General features: G+C 52.7%; 20 protein-coding genes. 6 read left to right on the top strand and 14 right to left on the bottom strand.

The genetic code is table 11. The annotated features are described in order from the left end of the window. Positions 1–65 precede the first annotated feature (65 nt). On the top strand, positions 66–749 hold the full coding sequence (glxR, locus tag CAMM_RS01550) for a CRP-like cAMP-activated global transcriptional regulator GlxR (RefSeq protein ID WP_040354777.1): 684 nt from the start codon (positions 66–68) through the stop codon (positions 747–749). Positions 750–876: 127 nt separating this feature from the next. Here the strand turns inward: glxR and CAMM_RS01545 are convergent, their stop codons facing one another. The 4 genes from CAMM_RS01545 to CAMM_RS01530 all read right to left on the bottom strand — a co-directional run bounded on the left by CAMM_RS01545 (position 877) and on the right by CAMM_RS01530 (position 2,830). Beyond that, entirely contained in the window at positions 877–1,704 is an 828-nt protein-coding gene (locus CAMM_RS01545; RefSeq protein WP_003846104.1) for an MBL fold metallo-hydrolase, read from the bottom strand. A gap of 18 nt (positions 1,705–1,722) precedes the next feature. Next, positions 1,723–2,181, bottom strand: coding sequence for a RidA family protein (locus CAMM_RS01540; protein WP_003846101.1), 459 nt, complete (start codon positions 2,179–2,181; stop codon positions 1,723–1,725). Positions 2,182–2,184: 3 nt separating this feature from the next. Next, positions 2,185–2,340: a Sp36 family protein gene (locus CAMM_RS12830; protein WP_003846100.1), complete on the bottom strand. Its 156-nt coding sequence runs from the start codon at positions 2,338–2,340 to the stop codon at positions 2,185–2,187. A gap of 163 nt (positions 2,341–2,503) precedes the next feature. Then, positions 2,504–2,830, bottom strand: coding sequence for a WhiB family transcriptional regulator (locus tag CAMM_RS01530; RefSeq protein ID WP_040354775.1), 327 nt, complete (start codon positions 2,828–2,830; stop codon positions 2,504–2,506). 164 nt (positions 2,831–2,994) lie between these two features. On the opposite strand from CAMM_RS01530, the gene CAMM_RS01525 reads away from it, so the two are divergent. Further along, a complete protein-coding gene (locus tag CAMM_RS01525; RefSeq protein WP_147581023.1) occupies positions 2,995–5,427 on the top strand; it encodes a transglycosylase domain-containing protein in 2,433 nt (810 codons plus the stop codon). 88 nt (positions 5,428–5,515) lie between these two features. Here the strand turns inward: CAMM_RS01525 and CAMM_RS01520 are convergent, their stop codons facing one another. The 3 genes from CAMM_RS01520 to CAMM_RS01510 are packed head-to-tail and all read right to left on the bottom strand — an operon-like array spanning position 5,516 to position 8,788. After that, entirely contained in the window at positions 5,516–6,067 is a 552-nt protein-coding gene (locus CAMM_RS01520) for a nuclear transport factor 2 family protein (protein ID WP_003846097.1), read from the bottom strand. Between the two features lie 21 nt (positions 6,068–6,088). Continuing rightward, entirely contained in the window at positions 6,089–7,279 is a 1,191-nt protein-coding gene (locus tag CAMM_RS01515) for a flavin reductase family protein (protein ID WP_040354772.1), read from the bottom strand. A gap of 36 nt (positions 7,280–7,315) precedes the next feature. Then, positions 7,316–8,788 (bottom strand): MFS transporter, encoded by a 1,473-nt coding sequence (locus CAMM_RS01510; RefSeq protein WP_040354768.1) that lies wholly within the window; start codon positions 8,786–8,788, stop codon positions 7,316–7,318. 201 nt (positions 8,789–8,989) lie between these two features. Between CAMM_RS01510 and CAMM_RS01505 the strand changes: the two genes are divergently transcribed. Genes CAMM_RS01505 through CAMM_RS01495 form a run of 3 tightly spaced genes read left to right on the top strand, consistent with a single transcriptional unit; the run spans position 8,990 to position 11,255 of the window. Next, on the top strand, positions 8,990–10,306 hold the full coding sequence (locus CAMM_RS01505; protein ID WP_040354827.1) for an amidase: 1,317 nt from the start codon (positions 8,990–8,992) through the stop codon (positions 10,304–10,306). Beyond that, positions 10,300–10,578, top strand: coding sequence for a hypothetical protein (locus CAMM_RS01500; protein WP_040354765.1), 279 nt, complete (start codon positions 10,300–10,302; stop codon positions 10,576–10,578). Before CAMM_RS01505 ends, CAMM_RS01500 begins: the two co-directional genes overlap by 7 nt. A gap of 44 nt (positions 10,579–10,622) precedes the next feature. Beyond that, positions 10,623–11,255, top strand: a complete 633-nt coding sequence (locus tag CAMM_RS01495) for a response regulator transcription factor (protein ID WP_003846092.1) — start codon at positions 10,623–10,625, stop codon at positions 11,253–11,255. Between the two features lie 618 nt (positions 11,256–11,873). Here the strand turns inward: CAMM_RS01495 and CAMM_RS01485 are convergent. Beyond that, positions 11,874–12,548 carry a hypothetical protein gene (locus tag CAMM_RS01485; RefSeq protein WP_003846091.1) on the bottom strand — a complete coding sequence of 225 codons (675 nt, stop codon included), beginning with the start codon at positions 12,546–12,548 and terminating at the stop codon, positions 11,874–11,876. Between the two features lie 515 nt (positions 12,549–13,063). Here CAMM_RS01485 and CAMM_RS01480 point away from each other — a divergent pair. Further along, entirely contained in the window at positions 13,064–13,276 is a 213-nt protein-coding gene (locus CAMM_RS01480; RefSeq protein WP_003846089.1) for a hypothetical protein, read from the top strand. A gap of 80 nt (positions 13,277–13,356) precedes the next feature. Here CAMM_RS01480 and CAMM_RS01475 read toward each other — a convergent pair whose 3' ends face one another. From CAMM_RS01475 to CAMM_RS01450, 6 genes are all read right to left on the bottom strand, one after another. Further along, entirely contained in the window at positions 13,357–14,307 is a 951-nt protein-coding gene (locus CAMM_RS01475; RefSeq protein WP_003846088.1) for a PDR/VanB family oxidoreductase, read from the bottom strand. Positions 14,308–14,374: 67 nt separating this feature from the next. Further along, positions 14,375–15,139: an SDR family NAD(P)-dependent oxidoreductase gene (locus CAMM_RS01470; RefSeq protein WP_003846087.1), complete on the bottom strand. Its 765-nt coding sequence runs from the start codon at positions 15,137–15,139 to the stop codon at positions 14,375–14,377. 51 nt (positions 15,140–15,190) lie between these two features. Then, complete coding sequence (locus tag CAMM_RS01465; RefSeq protein ID WP_003846086.1) at positions 15,191–15,688, bottom strand: aromatic-ring-hydroxylating dioxygenase subunit beta; 498 nt, start codon at positions 15,686–15,688, stop codon at positions 15,191–15,193. Then, a complete protein-coding gene (locus CAMM_RS01460) occupies positions 15,681–16,958 on the bottom strand; it encodes an aromatic ring-hydroxylating oxygenase subunit alpha (protein ID WP_003846085.1) in 1,278 nt (425 codons plus the stop codon). The genes CAMM_RS01465 and CAMM_RS01460 overlap by 8 nt, the downstream gene beginning before the upstream one ends. A gap of 42 nt (positions 16,959–17,000) precedes the next feature. Further along, entirely contained in the window at positions 17,001–17,363 is a 363-nt protein-coding gene (locus tag CAMM_RS01455) for a hypothetical protein (RefSeq protein ID WP_003846084.1), read from the bottom strand. 34 nt (positions 17,364–17,397) lie between these two features. After that, positions 17,398–18,585 carry an acyl-CoA dehydrogenase family protein gene (locus CAMM_RS01450; protein WP_050759814.1) on the bottom strand — a complete coding sequence of 396 codons (1,188 nt, stop codon included), beginning with the start codon at positions 18,583–18,585 and terminating at the stop codon, positions 17,398–17,400. Positions 18,586–18,587 lie beyond the last annotated feature (2 nt).

The raw sequence follows: 18,587 nt of genomic DNA, 5'->3' as shown, positions 1-18,587 counted from the left end.
ACTAATTCCACTGTAGGATGTGGAGTGTTATAGATTTTGAGGCGTTAAGAGTAAAGGAGACGCACGTGGAAGGCGTACAGGAAATTCTATCGCGCGCTGGTATTTTCCAGGGTGTCGACCCGGTAGCTGTCAATAACTTGATTGAGCAGATGGAAACCGTGCGTTTCCCACGCGGCACCACCATCTTCGAAGAAGGTGAGCCAGGCGACCGCCTGTACATCATCACCGCCGGCAAGATTAAGCTGGCTCGCCACGCTCCCGATGGCCGTGAGAACCTGCTGACCATCATGGGCCCATCCGATATGTTCGGTGAGTTGTCCATCTTCGACCCAGGCCCACGTACCTCCTCGGCAGTGTGTGTCACCGAGGTTCAGGCAGCAACCATGAACTCCGAGATGCTCAAGCAATGGGTCGCGGACCACCCTGCCATTGCCCAGCAACTCTTACGTGTTCTGGCACGTCGCCTGCGTCGCACCAACGCTTCGTTGGCAGACCTCATTTTCACCGACGTTCCTGGCCGTGTCGCCAAGACGTTGTTGCAGCTGGCTAACCGCTTCGGTGTCCAAGAAGGCGGCTCGCTGCGCGTTAACCACGACCTGACCCAGGAAGAGATCGCGCAGCTCGTAGGCGCTTCGCGTGAGACCGTCAACAAGGCATTGGCTACCTTTGCTCACCGTGGCTGGATTCGCCTCGAAGGCAAGTCCGTAGTCATCGTGGATACCGAGCACTTGGCAAAGCGTGCTCGCTAGAAACCTGCTTCCGAAAACTCTTTAGCGCCTGTTATCGGGCTGGCACGCACTTCAGTCCGATAAGAAAAGACCCAGTGATTATCACTGGGTCTTTTTGCTAGCTACGGCTTTCGGTAACTCTCGGTTATTAAACCTTTTCCGGGTGTGCGTTTAAATATTTCAACGCAGCACGCGTGGACTGCTCCGCAGCATGGCGCAGAACTGGGTCCACATCGTCGTACATTTCATTGATCATGACTTGCAGGTCAACGTCTTTGCCGTACTTGGCCCACAATCCCCGAATCTGTTCCAAGCGGAAGTGACGGCGCTCAATGTACTTGCGCGCCACCTCGGAGACATCAGGAAGATCCGGTCCGTGGCCGGGCAACAATGGCACATTCTTGCCGCGCTTTTCCAACATGTCCAAAGATTCTAAGTAGTCTTCGAGGTCACCGTCGGTCTCAGAGAGCAAGGTGGTGTGACGTCCTGCGATAGTATCGCCGCTGACGATGCCTTCCAGCTCCGATTCGTGCGGCTGGCTAGCCCACACAAAAAAGCTCACCGAGTCACTGGTGTGCCCTGGGGTGTGAGCTACTTCCACAGTGGGGCTAATGCCATCAAGAGAAATGATTTCTCCGTCGGTCAAAGCCTCGGCATCCTTGCTGCAGTAACTAGGGTCAAAGGACCGAATTGGGGCACCCGTTAACTGACGCAAACGAAGTGCTCCAGCCGCATGGTCATCATGGCGGTGCGTGAGCAAGATTAGCGCTACGTCACCACCTGATTGCGTGATAACTACGTTGAGGTGACCTTCATCATCTGGGCCTGGATCGACAACGATCGCGGCACCATCCTCATCGCCTTTGATGATCCAAGTATTTGTACCTTCAAGCGCTGTGTAGCTGGGGTTATCACACAACACTACACCGGCGTGCTGCGTGACAGGACGCAGTTGACTGTATGCAGGATGCTCCATATTTGTCAGCCTAGCCTATTACTTTGCGAATTCCACGATGAGTTCTACTTCCACCGGGGCATCATTAGGCAGCACCGCAACGCCCACTGCGGAGCGAGCGTGAGCACCAGCATCACCGAATACCTCGCCGATGAAATCCGAAGCACCGTTGATAACTGCTGGCTGACCCGTGAAATCTGGGGCAGAAGAGACAAAGCCGACAACCTTGATAACGCGCGTGACGTTATCCAGGCCCACCTCGGCATCGATAGCTGCTAGGCCATTGAGGATGCTGGTACGCGCCAGCTCTTGTGCCTTGTCAGCGGAAACCTCAGCGCCAACTTTGCCGGAGGCAGGTAGTGCACCGTCAACCAGTGGCAACTGGCCGGAAGTCCAGACCTGGTTTCCCACTACGGTTGCTGGAACATACGATGCCAATGGCTTAGCCACGGCCGGCAAGGTGTAGCCGAGCTCTTCGAGACGAGCCTTAAATGACATGCTTTACTGCACCTCTCGCTTGAAGTAAGCAACGACGTTTTCTGGATTCATACCTGGCGTGATGGTTACGAGCTCCCAGCCGTCTTCACCCCACGAGTCAAGGATCTGCTTGGTGGCGTGAGTAAGGACTGGAGCGGTTGCATATTCCCATTTCTTCATGGCCCCATCTTAAACAAATCTGCCCCAGCACGCGTCAAGTGGGCGCAAAGCGGGGGAAGCAAAAAATTCCACTGCCCAAATCAAGCAGTGGAATCAATTCGCGAAATAGTGCGCAATACTATGGAGATAAAAGCAGATATATAAGGAATAAGAAGCGGAAAGTTTAAATCCCGTCCAATTCCCCGCCTTCGGCAAGATGCTCAGCCCAGCTGGTGATGTGCGGGTTCTTGCGCAATAGCGCACGGCGTTGCCGCTCTGTCAGCCCACCCCAGACTCCGAATTCCACTCGGTTATCTAATGCATCTGCTCGACATTCATTAACTACCGGACAGTGACGACAAATGACGGCAGCCTTACGCTGCTCTGCACCGCGCACAAAAAGTGCATCAGGGTCACCATTTCGACACTTAGCTTGCGTCACCCACTCCCCACGTTCCGGGGTTGCATTGTAGGTTCCGGCCTGAGTTGACGTATTCAAGCTCACGGTCATCTTGGCGCTCCTTCCGCTTAGCCACACACATCTTTTAACGTAAGCGTATTCACGCTCTGGTAGTAAGTGTATTCACAGCATTCGCAAGCTGTCTAACACGTCACGCTTTAGGGGGGGGAGTTAATTTGTTTCGTCCCGAGCACAGACCTTGTAGGGTATTGGGGGTGAAAGCTCTAGGAAGAATCTCTTTGGTCACCCTTGTCATTGGCCTACTCATCGCCGTGGCGCTCGCTCCCGCAGCGAGCTTGTCCAGCGTTGCGGTCGCCAAGGCATCCGGCGCTATGAAATCAGACATCGAGGCGCTGGAAGCGGGCAATATCCCGGGGGTAACCACGGTCCGTGATTCCCAGGGCAATAACATGGCTTACCTGTTTAACCAGCGCCGTCATCCGGTCGAGCCCGACCAGATCTCGCAGAATATGAAAGACGCGATCGTCTCCATTGAAGATCATCGCTTCTACGAGCATGAAGGCGTGGACATTCAAGGCAATTTCCGCGCGCTAGCGACCAACCTATTAGCTGGGGATGTCTCCCAGGGCGCGTCCACGCTAAACCAGCAGTACGTAAAGAACTATCTCTTGCTGGTCGATGCCGAAACGGACGAAGAACGCCAGGCTGCGACGGAGCAGTCGATTCCGCGTAAGCTGCGGGAAATGCGCATGGCCGCAGAGATTGACCGAACCTTGACCAAAGACGAGATTCTGGCGAACTACCTCAACCTCGTCCCCTTCGGTAACCATGCTTATGGCATCGAAGCTGCTGCTCGTACCTACTTCGGCGTCGGAGCTAATGAGCTAACTTTGCCACAATCAGCAATGTTGGCCGGCATGGTGCAGTCCTCTGAGTACTTAAACCCGTATACCAATACAGAAGAAGTACTCAAGCGCCGCGCTACCGTGCTGCAATCTATGGTCGCTAATGGCTATATCTCTCAGGCTGAAGCAGATGAAGCCAATACTGATTCCCTAGGCGTGCTCGATAGCCCGAACAACCTGCCCAATGGCTGCATCGGCGCCGGCGATCGCGGTTTCTTCTGTGATTATGTTCTCCAGTATCTCGATGAGCGCGGCATCAGCACCGAAGAGCTATCGCGCGGTGGCTACACCATCGACACCACGTTAAACCCAGTCGTACAAGACCGGGCCAAGGAATCTGTCAATGCTCAGACGTCCTCTGATGCCGCCGGCGTTGCGTCGGTCATGAACGTGGTGCGTCCTTCGGAAACTGACCGTGACGTGCTCGCGATGGTCTCTTCGCGCACCTATGGGTTGGACCTGGATCAAAATGAAACGTTGCTGCCTCAGCCGTATTCTATGGTCGGCAACGGCGCTGGCTCTGTCTTCAAGGTCTTTACCGCTGCTGCGGCAGTTGAAGCTGGCTATGGCATTAAGAATATGCTCGATGTTCCCACTCGGTATGACGCCGAAGGCTTAGGTTACGGCGGCGCAGACAACTGTCCTGCCAATCGCTACTGCGTGGAAAACGCAGGCACCTATAAGCCGCGCATGACTTTTGAAGAAGCTCTGGCGCATTCTCCGAACACTACGTTTATCCAATTGGAAGAACAGGTGGGCATTGAAGCAACCGTGGATATGGCTGTGAAGCTGGGTCTGCGCAGCTACACCGATGAGGGCAGCTTCAACGAGGAGTACTCCCTGGCGGACTACGCCAAAGAAGCTCCCATGGGCTCTTTTACTCTCGGCCCTACTGCGGTAAACCCGCTGGAGTTGTCCAATGTTGGTGCCACTTTGGCATCGCATGGCACCTGGTGTGAACCTGATCCGATTGACAAGATCACAGACCGCAACGGTAACGAAGTCTACGTTGAGTCCACTCCGTGTGAGCGTGTGATGAACGGTGGCGCAGCCGATGCACTGGCTAATGCTATGACCGAGGATGCCAAGATTGGTACCGCGGAGGACGCCGCCAACCAAATGGGCTGGAATGGCGAAATTGCCGCTAAGACCGGTACGACGGAATCCAACCAGTCCGCGGCATTCTTAGGCTTCAACTCTGGTCTGGCCGCAGCTCCGTATATCTACAATGACGGCACCAACACTTCCCCGCTGTGCACCAACCCAGTGCGCCAGTGTGGCAGCGGTACGCTCTTCGGCGGCACCGAGCCTGCGCGCACTTTCTTCGGTATGGCCACGCAGCTTGAATCCGCCACGCAGGGCACTATCCCGAGCTACGACCGCGCTTATGACCGCGGCAAGTCCTCAGGTCTTTTAGAGTCCCTGCGCGGGCGCACTGAAAGCGCTGCGCGTCAAAGCTTGGAAAGCGAAGGGTACAAGGTACGTGTTATCTCCGTCCCTGACGCCCAGGCATCCGGCACCGTAGTTCGTGCCCTGACCGGTAGCGATGGGCTTGCCGATGGCGCCGAGATCACGTTGCAGATCTCCGACGGTTCGGGCTTTACCGCACCATCCTCTAACGATTCCGGCGGCGACAGCTCCGGTGATGGTGGTAATACTTCCGGCAATAATGGCGGCGGCAATAGTCGTGGCAATGGTAATAGCAACCCACCGCCGCTCATCTCCCAAGAAGATATTGATAATTTCACCGATGAGCTACGCCGGACCTTTGGTCTCAACTAGTAGGCAGCTGTAATCTCTCGGCGTAGCTAAAAGCTACGCACAAAGGCGGGGCCAGATCAGATTCTGATCTGGCCCCGCCTTCTTACTGTTATTTCAATAGAACTGAACTGCTGGGAAATGCCTCAGCAAAATTCTTGGGTAAAGGCGCCACAAAAACGTTTTCTGTACGAGTTCGGGTAATCTTCCACTCTCCATCGCTGCGTCGAAAAGCATTGTTCAAACGACTGGAACGAAGCAGCGCGGTCCCATCTGAGAACAACCACGGCTGCATATGAATCCACAGACCAGTGGCTTCATCACCGTCCACATTGATTTGTTCTGAGGTGAGATAGTGCGCATTTAACAGAAGTTTCGGCTCCTGATCTACGGCCCAAAAGCGGTTGAAGTGCGCACGAATTTCATCCTTGCCTTCGGCTCGGCCAAATTGGCCATCATAGTATTCCCCAACGCCTTCCCATACTGCGTCTTCTGTGTACAAATCCACAATGCGCTCGATACGTTCGGCATCATCGATAGGTGGAAATACTGGGCAGGGTGTATCGCACAAGAACATATACTGCGCTTGAATGCGACGAATATTTGCCTCTGCTTCCAATACATCAACCCGGCGCGCTAGCTCAGCTAACTGACTTTCAGTCATTGGCTTACCTTCTTCCTGTGCTTATTCAGCGGTTTCTTCGGAGCTTTCGATGGCGTCGATAACAGTGCGTGCGCGCTTTACCCAATCTTGAATGGTTGCCCCACTCACGCCACATGGGAGCTGAGACAAGCGAAGGGTCATGGTGTATTTGCCCAAGGGATCTCGAACTGGGAAGACAGCGGAACCGACATGGTAGGTCTCACCGGCGACGATATCCCGAGGCTCATAGTCGACTGGGGTGGATCCGATCGTTTCTCGGATGCTGCGCTCTTCGAGCGGTGTGAGCACGGCCTTTTTGTACTCTCGAGTTGCTCGATTCATTTGGTCATATGCGTTGGAATCTTTCTCAGGAAGAAAATTCAACAGGTAGCCATGATCGCGCATGTACTTCAAACGGCGCTGGTGGAGTTCCCGAATTTCATCGGAAGGCTTGCGCAATTTTCCGATCCACTTCTCTTGCAGCTCCACAGGTTTATCGAAGAGGTAGCTATCTCCAATCGGAGGAACCAAAGGAACCCGGCTAGCCAATCCACCTTCGCGAGTGGCATCTGCGGATAGTGCAGAAAATACGGTGGCCAGCTCATCATCGCTAACAGCTACGTAGACAGCGACTTCGCAGCCAATCGATTCTGCTAGGTTCCGCAATTGCTCACTTTGACTGTGGGCTGCGTGAATCGCGGGCAAGATTTCATTGCTCATGCGTGAACCGGAATCCAGGCCAGCGAAGTTTCCATAACCACCTTGGAAGAAAAGCAGTGGTGGAACCGTGTTAGTAATTTGCAGGTCGGTAACGGAGCACAACACGATCCAGTGGTCGCCGGCCTCTACTACCTCGGCAATAGTCGTATCCACCCAGGCAATTGCATTGCGCAGAATTGGATCACCCGAGGGGGAAGGGTACCAATCAATCCCGTCTAGCTTATTTTCCCAGCGTTGGGCGACAGCCAACATTTCAGACTGTTGTTCGCCGCCCAAAATGCTGATGCACAAAGACTTGCAATTACGTAGCTTCTGGAAGGTACGTGAGCTCTTCATGGGCATGAAAGACACCAGCGGTGGGTCCAAAGACACGGAAGCGAAGGTTCCCACGACCAATGCTAGGAGCTCTCCGTCGTCGGTTCGGCCGGTAACGATGGCCACTCCGGTGGGGTAATTGCCCATTACTTCGCGGAAGACCTTTGGATCAAAAGTGTTTGGAACTGTGGAAGTCATGATATTTCCTTTCGCAAGAATGCGGTGAGTGTGAAGCTACGACGCCTTAGGGACGTACTGAGATTGAAGCTTTCGTCCCAACCTTTCGGGACGAAGGAAGATTGCCGCGGCAGCACCTGCGGTGACCAGCAGAACTCCAGTGATGATGAATGCGGTATTGACACCGCTTGTCATGGCCGCAACCATCTCTCCGGAAGGAGCGGCACCGTTTTCGGGAGCGACGTATCCCGCTGCAGTCATCAACCAGCCGACTAGGACTGGGGAGACAATTGCGCCGAAGGCACCAAAGCCGCCCAGGGTTGCCATCATGATTGGTCGCTGCTTTGGTCCCACGGCATAGCCAATCGCCGAGGCAGTCATCGGGAAGACCAGGCTGCAGCCTCCGGCGATGCTCAGCAAGATAACGCCGAGGACACCAGATGAACTTGGAATCAACAGGAATGCCAGTCCGGCAATAGCGGTGGATAAACCAAATGGCACCGCAATTGCTACGTGCGCATTAGCTCCGCGACTCATCCAGCGCTGCCCAAGAGCACCCATAATCAAAAGCACTAGTGCTCCCAAGACCCATGGGAATGTGGTGTACACGCCAACTTCTGCGAGTGAGAAGCCTAAGACGGTTCCCAAATATTGAGGCAACCACGTGGTGAGGAAGCCTTGTACCCAGAAGTTTGAAATTGCGCCGAACAACGCTGCAAAGAATGCCACGCTAAATAGAGCACGCCAGATATTAACGGGCTTTTGGTCGTCGACCTTATCGGTTTCTGTTTCTTCTTCTGCCGCAGCTTCTTCGACAACGGCAGAACCTTCGGCGGAATTAGCATCCGTTGCATCTGTTGCATCCGTTGCGCTTTTATCCCCGCTGCCCTGTCGATATGGTCCATCGCCGCCTAATACCAACCAGGAGACAATCCAGACCAAGCCGATGATTCCTAACGCACCGAAGGCCCAGCGCCAACCCCACATTCCGATGACCCACGCAATAAAAGGAGCAGCGAATACGGGTCCCATTGTGGAACCGATGGCAACAAGGTTGGACGGAAGCGCGCGACGCGACGGGTGGAACCAGGTATGCGCCGAGGTCAACGACATCGCAGTGGCTGGCCCTTCCGCACCGCCAAGGATGATGCGGGTAGCCAGCAGTACCGCAGCACCGCCGCCAAGAAGCATCGGGAACTGCATCACTGCCCAGACAACGCCCAGAGTAAAGAGAATCCAATGCACGGAAATTTTGGATGCCAGGATTCCGGTCACAACCGAAACAATGGCGTAAAGGAAGAAGAACGCACTGCCGATGAAGCCAAATTGCGTGGCATTCAACCCCAGATCTGCCATTGCATAGGGGCCGACGAGCCCAAGCACTGCCTTGTCGGCAAATGCAATGATCTGAAAAATCACCAACAAGGCAACGATCAGCCAAGCGCGAGAAGTAGGTCGGTGCTTCTTGTTTTGCTGTCTCGCGGTATCAGAAGCGTGACGCGCCACCTTTGAAGATTTCGTAACTGTCATGTCAAGTCCTATCTCCAACCTTGCGGTCAGATTATGATTTCGGATTGACATCACACTAAATGTGACACGACTTACAAAGGTAGTAGGGAAACCTTTACAAGCAGAACCTACCAGTAACGATGTGACTGAACTAACGTCAAGTAAAGCTTATAGTGCTCGTCGCTTTTAACGGCCTTTTCATCGACCCAAGGAGGCTTGATTTTGACTTCTACTTTTCGAAACAGCTTGATTAGCGAGCAGTTAGGCGCCATCGAAACTGGCATTATCTCGAGTGCGCAGCTTGCAGCAGCTGTTCGCACCGAGATCAACCGCTATGAGAAAAAACTCCAAGCTTGGGTGCAGCTTCCTGTGCTGGCCGGCATAGAAACACACGCGCCTCCCAGACCACTGGAGGGGATATCCGTCGGAGTGAAAGACATCATCGATGTCGCAGGCTTGCCCACACGCTGTGGCTCGCCGATCACTCCCACAGATCCAGCCCAACAGGATGCAGATTGCGTGGAGCGACTACGCGCGCTCGGCGCTGTGATTCAAGGAAAGACAGTCACTACTGAGTTTGGCTACTTCGCCCCTGGCCCCACAAGAAACCCGTGGTTACATAAAGCCTCCCCAGGAGGCTCATCTAGTGGTTCAGCCGCAGCAGTTGGAGCGAATACCATTCAAGTGGCGCTCGGTACACAAACCGCTGGTTCCCTCACCCGGCCCGCCTCCTATTGCGGGGCCGCGGGGATGGTCTTGGCGCCTGGCTCCACGTCCCTGAAAGGAGTCCACGGGCTAAGCCCGACTCTTGATTCCATTGGCTTTCTGACCCGCTCCACCACGGACCTCGACACGGTCTACTCCGCGTTTATCGGAGCCGATGTCGATCCGGAACCAGCGCAGGAAGAAATAGAAATCCACCTGTGCGATGGCGCAGATATATTACCTCTGGCGCCACAACTGCACGGGTTATTGAACGAACTTCCGCGCCTGTTAGACATTTTAGGTCTTAGTTCCAAACCCCTCCGCTGGTCAGACCATATACAAACCCTCACTGACGATCATCGCACCATCATGGGTTTTGAAGCTGCACAAACAATGGCCGACACACTTGCGAAGCACAAAGACGCGTTGAGCCCGCAGCTTCAGGATTTGCTGATCAACGGGCAGGCCATCGAGCAGCGCAGCTACCAAGAGGCACTGACTCGAACGAGGAGCTCCAAGTCCTCCCTCGAGCGGCTTCTAGGCAAAAATGGCGTCATCGTCGGACCAGCGGCATCTGGCCCCGCGCCGGATTTCACCACAGGAACGGGCTCGCCCGATCTCAGCCGTCCCTGGCAACTGCTCGGGCTCCCCGTAGTGGTTGTCCCAGGAGCCAAAACCACGACCGGCTTGCCGCTTGGTATCCAACTCATTGGGCTTCCAGGCTCGGAAAAGTCGTTGCTCAATCTTGGACGACGTCTTGAGCGGGTGCTGCGCAAAATGCATTCACTATCTGAAGAAATCTCCTACCCAGAATTGAAGGATCTGACATGGTAATCAAACCTCGTCCCGTAAACCACCACCGTATGTTTCTCACGTGCTACGAAGATACGTTCAATTATGGATGGCATCACGTAGACCTGTTTGTCCACGACGAACTAGACCGGGAAGTGAACTGGGTTCACTGGACCGTGGAAGCTGACGGTCCGGAAGCCGCAGATGAATCAGTCCGGCGCGAAGAACCAGAACTACGTCGTACTACCGAATGGAAGCATCAAGTCAGCGCGGTTGGTATGAACTACTGGACTGCCGATGCCGCCTGGGACTAATAATGACGACTTTTTATCCACCGAGCACTAGTGCTCCAAATGCTATGGATACGGCAAAAGACAGCCGCTCAACGCAGGTGTACATCGTTGATGATGACGCAGAGCTTTGCGAATCTGTGTCGTGGCTTCTCGATAGCGCCGGCATTGACTCAACGATCTGTCACAATGCAGATGAATTCCTCACGGAGTTCGACCGCCAACGACCAGCATGCATCATTCTTGATGTGCGCATGCCACGCATGAGTGGACCACGACTGCAAGAGCAGTTGAACCGGATAGCACCCCATGTGGCAATCATCTTCGTCTCAGCACACGGTGATATCAATATGTCAGTTTCTACCATGAAAGCTGGAGCTCAAGATTTTCTAGAGAAGCCCTACAACCCGCAACGTCTCATTGATGCCGTTCAGTTTGGAATTGAAGGCGCTTCTGTCCGATTCGACAACTATCTCAAATCTCGTCAATTGTCCGAGAAGCTAGCTCTCTTGACACCACGAGAATTAGAAGTCTTGGCGTTGGTAGTCGAAGGACTCCCCAGCCAAAATATCGGACGGCGCCTTGGAATGAGTGTCAAAACTGTCGACGTTCACCGCACACGCATCAAAATGAAAACTGACGCAGACAGCATAGGGACTCTAGCCAGAGACATCTTAAGATTCGATGTTCCTTTCCCCTAATCCGGAATAAGCCCAAAGACTTCCCTTGATTACCACGTGTAACCAAGGGAAGTCCTTACTTTGATAAACAAAACCGAGTAGGCCGGCCGTTTGCTCGGCAGCCTACTCACACCACCGCACGTGCGGTTCATCGCCTACGGCGGTCCCTTTAGACCAGCGCACGAGTACGAGCACTGAAATCTTGCTATGTTGTAACAATTAAGCGAAGCCCTTGCTCCTGCCAATACGCGTTATCCAGCATCCGAGACAGCAAGAGAGTAGTCCCAAACCGAAAAATAGTGCTGAAGGCACCTTCTAGTTTTCGCAGCGGAGATACGTTTAATGAGATTGCCCGCATATTCCAGTCATAAACGTTGTGTACGAACTTTGGCGGTTACTTAGTTGCGACTGGCTTCTCATTATCTGGCCATACAGTTACTGCTCTGTATGTGTAGTAAACGCAAGCCAAGAACACAACAATATTTCCCAGTATAAGCCACTGTGGTACATCATTCGGTAGAACTAGCTGTAGAACTGCACTCACAAGACAGAGTATTGCTATGTTAGTGCTCAAAGCGATGATTAGCATTCTGCGCCCAAGGCTCATTCTTGTTCCTTTGCTTTTCATTTTGCTTATGTCTATCCGCACTGGTCAGCTGCTGTAATGATAGAACCAGATGCTGTTGCCATGGTAACAGCGGCCATCGTAGGGCCAATGGGTCCTGTAACCGGTGCAGAAATAACCCCAATTACAGACGCTGCAGTCGCTGCGCCCCCTAGAAGAACGGCTCCCGCACACCCAGCAGCAGAGTATGGACGGATGAGAGTAGTGCCGACCAAAGCCGGGTCAACATCCATTGAGTACTTTGCAGTAAGTTGATTTCCTTCGACCGAGTAATCGATGTTGACTACATCTCCGGTAGTGAGCGTCTTTGAAGTAGGCAGAGCTTCCTTTTCGCCGGTCGGGCTTTCTACGAATACTGCATCTGCAGTTTTGTGAACGTTACCGTTTACCACTTCAGCGGAATATCCGCTCTCGTCAGCTTCATTGATTACGAGGAGTGCTTGTTGTTCCTCTTGTGCCATATCAATTCTTTCACCGAGCACATCATTTTCCGTTCCTGCATTAGCGAAGTGTTGGGCCTCGTTATGCAAAATTTCCGCTGATGTAGCGACTGGTACTGGAGCAAGCACAAAAGCTAACGTGATAGTAGTGGCGAGCTTAGTTCTAAAAGTCAAAGCAATTCTCTTTCTTAAGTCTCGAACACTAGCCCCACTAAGCAGTAACACGCCTGCCAAGCTTCTATCGGACATGCGGTTACCACGTAAGCAGTGGACACCCGATCGGTACGGATATTGGCATTATATTTCCCCAATTCACGCTCGGGAAACTTATTCGTTCAGATCACAAGATGATGCATTACTTCTACTTTTCATCCTTTTACAAAAAGAGCCCTCCTTTCAGGCAAAATATCGAAAATTAGGTGTTAAACAGGCAATTGTTGGCGGCCAATGATTGACCTTAAACAGGTGGGTACTTTCGTTCCTCTTCTGCGCTTTAAGATTGAACATGGAGAACGCGGTTCTGATCTAATTGGGGTATTTTTCGCGGCACTCCTCTTTTATGGAGTGCGTAGAATGCATAATTTCGTTATCAAAAAAATTTGACTCAAAAAGTGGCATAAGGAAGCAGGCCCAGAAAATCAGAATTTCACTCTGATTTTCTGGGCCTTAATAAGAGACTGCCAGACTTAGCTGATTCTGGTTTCTGAGTTGTTTATTCGAGCATCTTCCTAGCGTTGTCTTATGCTTGGATTAGGGCAAATGGCATGAAGCGGTTTGCTGACAGTCAGCAAGACTGCGCGATGAACATCCAAAGTCGTGCGCGCAATCTCCTCGCCCCGTTCGATACTGGCCATTTAAGTTACGGTGAGATCCATGCAGCAGCTTTGGTCACTTCTACTCAAATTGGTCTTCAGGAGTACGCCCCAGATTTGACCGAAGAAGTCGCCGATGCAATCAAACAAGACGAGGTGGCGTGACCTCTGAAAAGTAGACAGGCTAGCGGCAGGTTGAATTGCTCCCCGAAAGTTGGACTGAGTACTCCTCCTTCTAGGCTGTCTTAGAAGTAATCCAGCACTAACTTGGGATCTTTGGTTCGCGACACACAAATCGCCATGGTTTCTCCCGCTTCACGCTCGGACTTGGTCAAGACGCTGTCGCGATGTTCTGGAACCCCGCTGAGTACTTCCATGATGCACGTGCCGCATATGCCTTCCTCACAAGAAGTATCAATGTCGCACCCGGCTTCATTAAGCACTTCGACGATGCTGCGATCCGCCGGGACCTCGTAAGTCTCACCATCGAGTTCCACCTCAAATTCGGTGTTAACTTGATTTTCATCAGTCTCTGCCGGTTGGAAGTTTTCAAAGTGGATAGCTTCTTCAGCAAGCTTGCGTCCCGCAATGGAGCGAACCTCATCCATAAAAGGTGCTGGACCGCATACATAAACGTGCGTGCCCTCGGGAGCGTGATCAACCATGCTCTCTAAGCACTGTGTCTGTACATCACGCGGCACACCAAGATGCGCAAAGAGCTTGTCTTCCATCCGTTCCGTCAGCAATGGTAGAAATGCTGCCTCTTCTTCACTGCGAGCAAAATAGTGCAGCTCAAAGCTGATATCACGGACGTCCATGTACCTTGCCAAGCTCAGCATCGGAGTAATTCCAATGCCGCCAGCAACAAGGACATGGTGCTTCGCACTTTCATCCATCTTGAGAAGATTTCGTGGAGCTGAAATCTTCAAGGTATCTCCGACTTTAAGGTCATGGAGCGCATCAGACCCACCCCGTCCGTTCTGTTCCCGCTTAACGGCAAACAGATAAGCGTCATCACCGTCTGGCCTGCCGCACAGCGAGTACTGCCTGGTCAAGGAGGTCGGTCCCACAACATCAATGTGTGCTCCAGGGGTGTAGTGCCCAATCGAGGTACCGTCCGGTTTAGCTAGGTGAAACGACTTGATAGTTGGAGTCTCTTGGGTGATATCCGAGACTACGACATCGATGAGTGACATTGATGCGCTCCCCTTTCAAAGGTGTATAGGAAATTGAAGATATTTGTGCCCTTGAGGGTGCTGCGGGCTACCGAAGGTAGAGCCCACCGTTGATATCCCAACAGGCACCCGTGACAAAGCTCGCGTCCTTATCGGCAAGCAACGTCACCGTCTTTGCGATGAAGGCGGGATTACCGAGTTTCTGTACCGGGATCCCTGCGAGGATCCCCTTCATTTTCTCGGGCGGGACGGTCTGATGAACTACGGGAAGGTCATGTGGACCTGGCGAAATGGAGTTCACTGTTACCCCTTGAGCAGCTAACTCTCGGGCGAAGATTTTTGTGGTTGTCATAATCGCGCCTTTGGATGCCGCATAATGCCCGCCCGTGGCTGTCCCGCCGTTTTGCCCAGCTAAAGACGCCATGTTGATGATCCGGCCGTAGCCTTGCTCAGCCATGGCACCGCCAAACACTTGGCAACCGAAGAAGATGCTGTCCACGTTCGTCGTGAGAACTTTGTTGAAATCATCCTCACCGAGGGTCATCAGATCAGCTGCCTTTGTCACCGCAGCGTTATTGACCAATACCGACGGAGTAGCCCACTCAGAAGAAATCTCTTTTAATGCAGCGACAAAAGATTCTCGTGATGAGACATCTAAGTAAATTGCGCGAGCGGTGCTGGCATCGGGTGATAAATCTTCTGCGAGCGCCTGGGCTTTGTCCATATCTATATCCGCGAGATAAACCTTGCGACCCGACTCGTGCAGGTGCCGAACAATAAACTGCCCCATTCCACCGGCGGCACCGGTGACCACTGCAACTTCTTCATACGGTTCTGGATCCGTCATATTCATACCCCTTCTGTAGATCGCCCGAGAATGACCGGGCTCAAGTGTGCACTGACTCTAAATCAAGAAACCCGCGGCATTGACTGCGAATTCACTATTGATGAGCCGAGCAACCTTTTCCTTAATCTGATCGGATTCTGGGGTATCTCCCAGCGCGATGGTGTGCGTCAGTTCTGCGCCAATAGTCTGGAACTCATTGCGCTTATAAGCTGAGAGAATCTGGGCAGACCGAAGAGTTACTTCCGTGTCTGAGACTTCCTTGACAACAAAGCTGGAAACAGTGCGCGCCGTGCGTGCAGCAGCTACTGCGGAGGGGGCGTATCCCTGGATCATTCTTTCCACACGCATGTGGCGCATCCGCTTGTCGTCATAGATCATGTTCAACGACGTTGCGTAATCCGTGGTGTCTGGGTCGATGGGAACAACATAAATGCCGTCATCAGTAAAGAGCTCTTCCCAGGTCGGGTAGTCTTTTGCATCGAGAAGCGCGGCTTCGCGCCACACTAGCTCAATTGCGCGCAGCACTCGTTGATCTTGGAAATTCGCATTAGTCATCGCTCATCATCTTCTTCCACATGTAGTAAGACTCACGCATGCCGGTTTCATCGGTGACGTGGGAGGTTGGCCAGTTCTCATCGCTTTCATACTCACGGCCCATGCCGCGGTTAATCATGATTGGCATATTGGGGTTACCGCCAGCGCCGATCTGCACGCGGTCCCAGCCTTCAGCATCGTCTGGGCTGCCAAATCCGAATGGTCCCTGGAAGTGCTCGTGGATACGCAAACGCTCTTGGTTGACGCTTTCCGGACCGCCATCCATGCCTAAAGCCATGTGCCAGATCTCTGTTTCATCAACCGAAATCGGAATCAGGACTCGGAAGAAAGAGGAGGACATTGCAACGTTGGGGAAGAAGTTCAGGTTAAATCCACAGCCGTGCATCGAACGCATAAAGCGACGAATACGCTCTGGTGATTCTCCCTCTGCTTCTAGTTGGTCCACGATGTGCTGGAATCGAGGTTGAACCTCTTCTGTACCATCATCGATGTCTAGATCAGCATGTTCTGCTGCCATGATGCTGACGCTGTGGCCGTTGCCCAATGCGTGGGTTTCTGCCTTTGGGTCATCCATGAAAGACATCATGTTGGCCGTTTCTGCGTCTACCGATGCCATCCAGGACTTGTGAACCATCGGGAAGTGATAACCATCAGTGGTATTTTCCATCTGAATCTTCCAGTTACCCTTGAACCGGAATTTATGAATACCAATAACCTTGGTTGGGAAACCGTTGAGCTGCTTAAAGAAACGCTCCATCCAAATCTTGGAGTCTCCCAGGTGCTCTTCCAAAGGTGGTGCATCCTGGTTAAACGTGGCAAAGATCATGCCCATGTAGGACTCCGTACGCAATTTCTGCAACGGGAAATCCTTTTTATCTACAACACCTTCGTAGCCATCTGGGTAAGGGATACCACGAAGACGACCATCCAGAGTGTAAGACCAGTTGTGATAAGGACAGGTAAAACCATTTGCCTTGCCCTTGGTCTGATCACAGACGGTCGCACCACGGTGGCGGCAACGGTTAAGCAGAGTGTTGAAATTTCCCTTGCGGTCCCGGTTGACGATCACCGGCTGGTCTCCCACCTGAGTGGTCTTAAAAGAACCAGACTCTGGGATTTCACTTTCGTGCGCTACCCACACCCAGGTTTTATAGAAGATCTTTTCCATCTCTTCCTGGAAGATCTCCGGGTCGGTATAAAGTTGACCGGCAACACGGTCTTTTGCCACTAGATCGCCGTAATTGTCCTGAACATCGCGGAAACTAGTCATGGGATTCTCCTTAGAATCAGTAGGGGTCAATGAAGTTCGGAATTAAAGTTCAACGTCATCTCGGATGACGAGTTCGCGGCCCATTCGAGCTTCAATTTTGAAGTACTTCCACAGTGCAAATTCGCCAACCATGATGGTGCGCAGCAGGTTGCAGGCTTCCTTGACTGTTTCTTGGTCTCGAACATCAGCCAGGATGTAGAAGGTCCATGGGTAGCTATCGGAGGGGCCCACCATGTGGGCGTCATCATCCATCGTTCCGATGACGTCCACACCGTCGAGGTCGCGGAGGCTGCCTAAGAATTCCTGGGTTGCCTCCCATACGGGACCGATGTCAGATTTGGGTAAGTCAAAGAAGTTTTGGTTGTTCCCAACGCAAAATAAAGTACGTAGCGCTTCTGTAGCCATATGAGTTTTTCTCCTTAGCGAGTCAAGTCAGAAATCAAGGAAAGCTAGGTAGCCCAGCGTCAAGATTGAGTAAGAGAGCACCAGATGCCTCATAGGTGTGCTCTTGCAGCATGGCGTGTTGCGCAGGAACGATTCCGTCCTGGAGGAAGCGCTGCAGAGGATGGGATTTAAAGATCGCGCCGGTACCCGCAATGTTGAAAGCGGACAGAATTACTTCTCTGCTTTCATGCGCAGCATGGGTCGCAGACAGACGCAGCAATGCCTTATCGTGGTCTGTAATTTCTTCATTGGCCTCGGCCTTTGCCCACACTTCTTCCGTAGCTTCATAAAAGAAAGCACGGGCGGAGCGCAGTTGTGCTTCGGCTTTAGCTACACCAGTCTTGTACGCAGGACGGTTGCCCTTGGCGGGTCCGCCATTAATGGAAGTGCTTGCTGCACCTTTTTCAATCACGAAATCCAAAGCTCCACGGGCTGCACCTAAAGTGACAGCAGACAGCACCTGAGCTGCATAAGCTAAGCCAGGATAGCGGGTAATAGGTTCATCAATGGATGGCTGACCTCCGCGGACAAAAGTCAGTTCCTCTGGAACAAATACGCGATCGGCGTGGACATTGTGAGAGCCGGTGGCCCGCATTCCGGCAACATCCCAGTTGTCGATAATCTCGACTGCATTGCGATCAACAAGCGCGGTCAGCGGCTTACCTTCTGTTTCTGGACCACCCTTGAGACCCATGCCCAAAAGGTCAGCGCCCTTGCAACCGCTGGCAAATTGCCATTCGCCGGTGACCAGATAGCCACCATCTACCTTTTCGGCTTCGAACATGGGAAACATGCCGGCTGCAAACACGATGTCTTTGCTCTTACTGTACAACGCGCGCTGGCTTTCAATCGGCAGCGAGGCGAAGTAACCGCTTGCCGAGCCGAAGCTGGCAACCCAACCAGTTGCGGGATCTACTTCAGATACCTGCTCGACCATCTTGAGGAACTGCGCTGGTGGCATTGGATCGCCGCCAAATTCTTGGGGAACAGAAACCCGGAACATTCCAGCTTTCTTGAGTAGTGCCATGAAGTCCCGGGGAACAAAGCCTTGTTCCCCGAACTCATCTCGGCGTTCTTTCAATACTTCTAAAGCATGCTGAAATGCAGCTTCGCGGGGTGCACCTTCAGGCGCAGCCTCGACATCACCTAATGTGATTTCGCTATCCACAACTGTTGTAACCACAG

Source organism: Corynebacterium ammoniagenes DSM 20306 (genome assembly GCF_001941425.1).
Lineage (GTDB): Bacteria > Actinomycetota > Actinomycetes > Mycobacteriales > Mycobacteriaceae > Corynebacterium > Corynebacterium ammoniagenes.
This window is presented reverse-complemented; position numbering and strand designations above follow the sequence as displayed.

What these genes read in the sequence shown, in the direction of transcription:
- CAMM_RS01545 (WP_003846104.1), bottom strand. Translation starts at nt 1,704, where the DNA reads ATGGAGCATCCTGCATACAGTCAACTGCGTCCTGTCACGCAGCACGCC.
- CAMM_RS01540 (WP_003846101.1), bottom strand. Translation starts at nt 2,181, where the DNA reads ATGTCATTTAAGGCTCGTCTCGAAGAGCTCGGCTACACCTTGCCGGCC.
- CAMM_RS12830 (WP_003846100.1), bottom strand. Translation starts at nt 2,340, where the DNA reads ATGAAGAAATGGGAATATGCAACCGCTCCAGTCCTTACTCACGCCACC.
- CAMM_RS01530 (WP_040354775.1), bottom strand. Translation starts at nt 2,830, where the DNA reads ATGACCGTGAGCTTGAATACGTCAACTCAGGCCGGAACCTACAATGCA.
- CAMM_RS01520 (WP_003846097.1), bottom strand. Translation starts at nt 6,067, where the DNA reads ATGACTGAAAGTCAGTTAGCTGAGCTAGCGCGCCGGGTTGATGTATTG.
- CAMM_RS01515 (WP_040354772.1), bottom strand. Translation starts at nt 7,279, where the DNA reads ATGACTTCCACAGTTCCAAACACTTTTGATCCAAAGGTCTTCCGCGAA.
- CAMM_RS01510 (WP_040354768.1), bottom strand. Translation starts at nt 8,788, where the DNA reads ATGACAGTTACGAAATCTTCAAAGGTGGCGCGTCACGCTTCTGATACC.
- CAMM_RS01500 (WP_040354765.1), top strand. Translation starts at nt 10,300, where the DNA reads ATGGTAATCAAACCTCGTCCCGTAAACCACCACCGTATGTTTCTCACG.
- CAMM_RS01495 (WP_003846092.1), top strand. Translation starts at nt 10,623, where the DNA reads ATGGATACGGCAAAAGACAGCCGCTCAACGCAGGTGTACATCGTTGAT.
- CAMM_RS01485 (WP_003846091.1), bottom strand. Translation starts at nt 12,548, where the DNA reads ATGTCCGATAGAAGCTTGGCAGGCGTGTTACTGCTTAGTGGGGCTAGT.
- CAMM_RS01480 (WP_003846089.1), top strand. Translation starts at nt 13,064, where the DNA reads ATGAAGCGGTTTGCTGACAGTCAGCAAGACTGCGCGATGAACATCCAA.
- CAMM_RS01475 (WP_003846088.1), bottom strand. Translation starts at nt 14,307, where the DNA reads ATGTCACTCATCGATGTCGTAGTCTCGGATATCACCCAAGAGACTCCA.
- CAMM_RS01470 (WP_003846087.1), bottom strand. Translation starts at nt 15,139, where the DNA reads ATGAATATGACGGATCCAGAACCGTATGAAGAAGTTGCAGTGGTCACC.
- CAMM_RS01465 (WP_003846086.1), bottom strand. Translation starts at nt 15,688, where the DNA reads ATGACTAATGCGAATTTCCAAGATCAACGAGTGCTGCGCGCAATTGAG.
- CAMM_RS01460 (WP_003846085.1), bottom strand. Translation starts at nt 16,958, where the DNA reads ATGACTAGTTTCCGCGATGTTCAGGACAATTACGGCGATCTAGTGGCA.
- CAMM_RS01455 (WP_003846084.1), bottom strand. Translation starts at nt 17,363, where the DNA reads ATGGCTACAGAAGCGCTACGTACTTTATTTTGCGTTGGGAACAACCAA.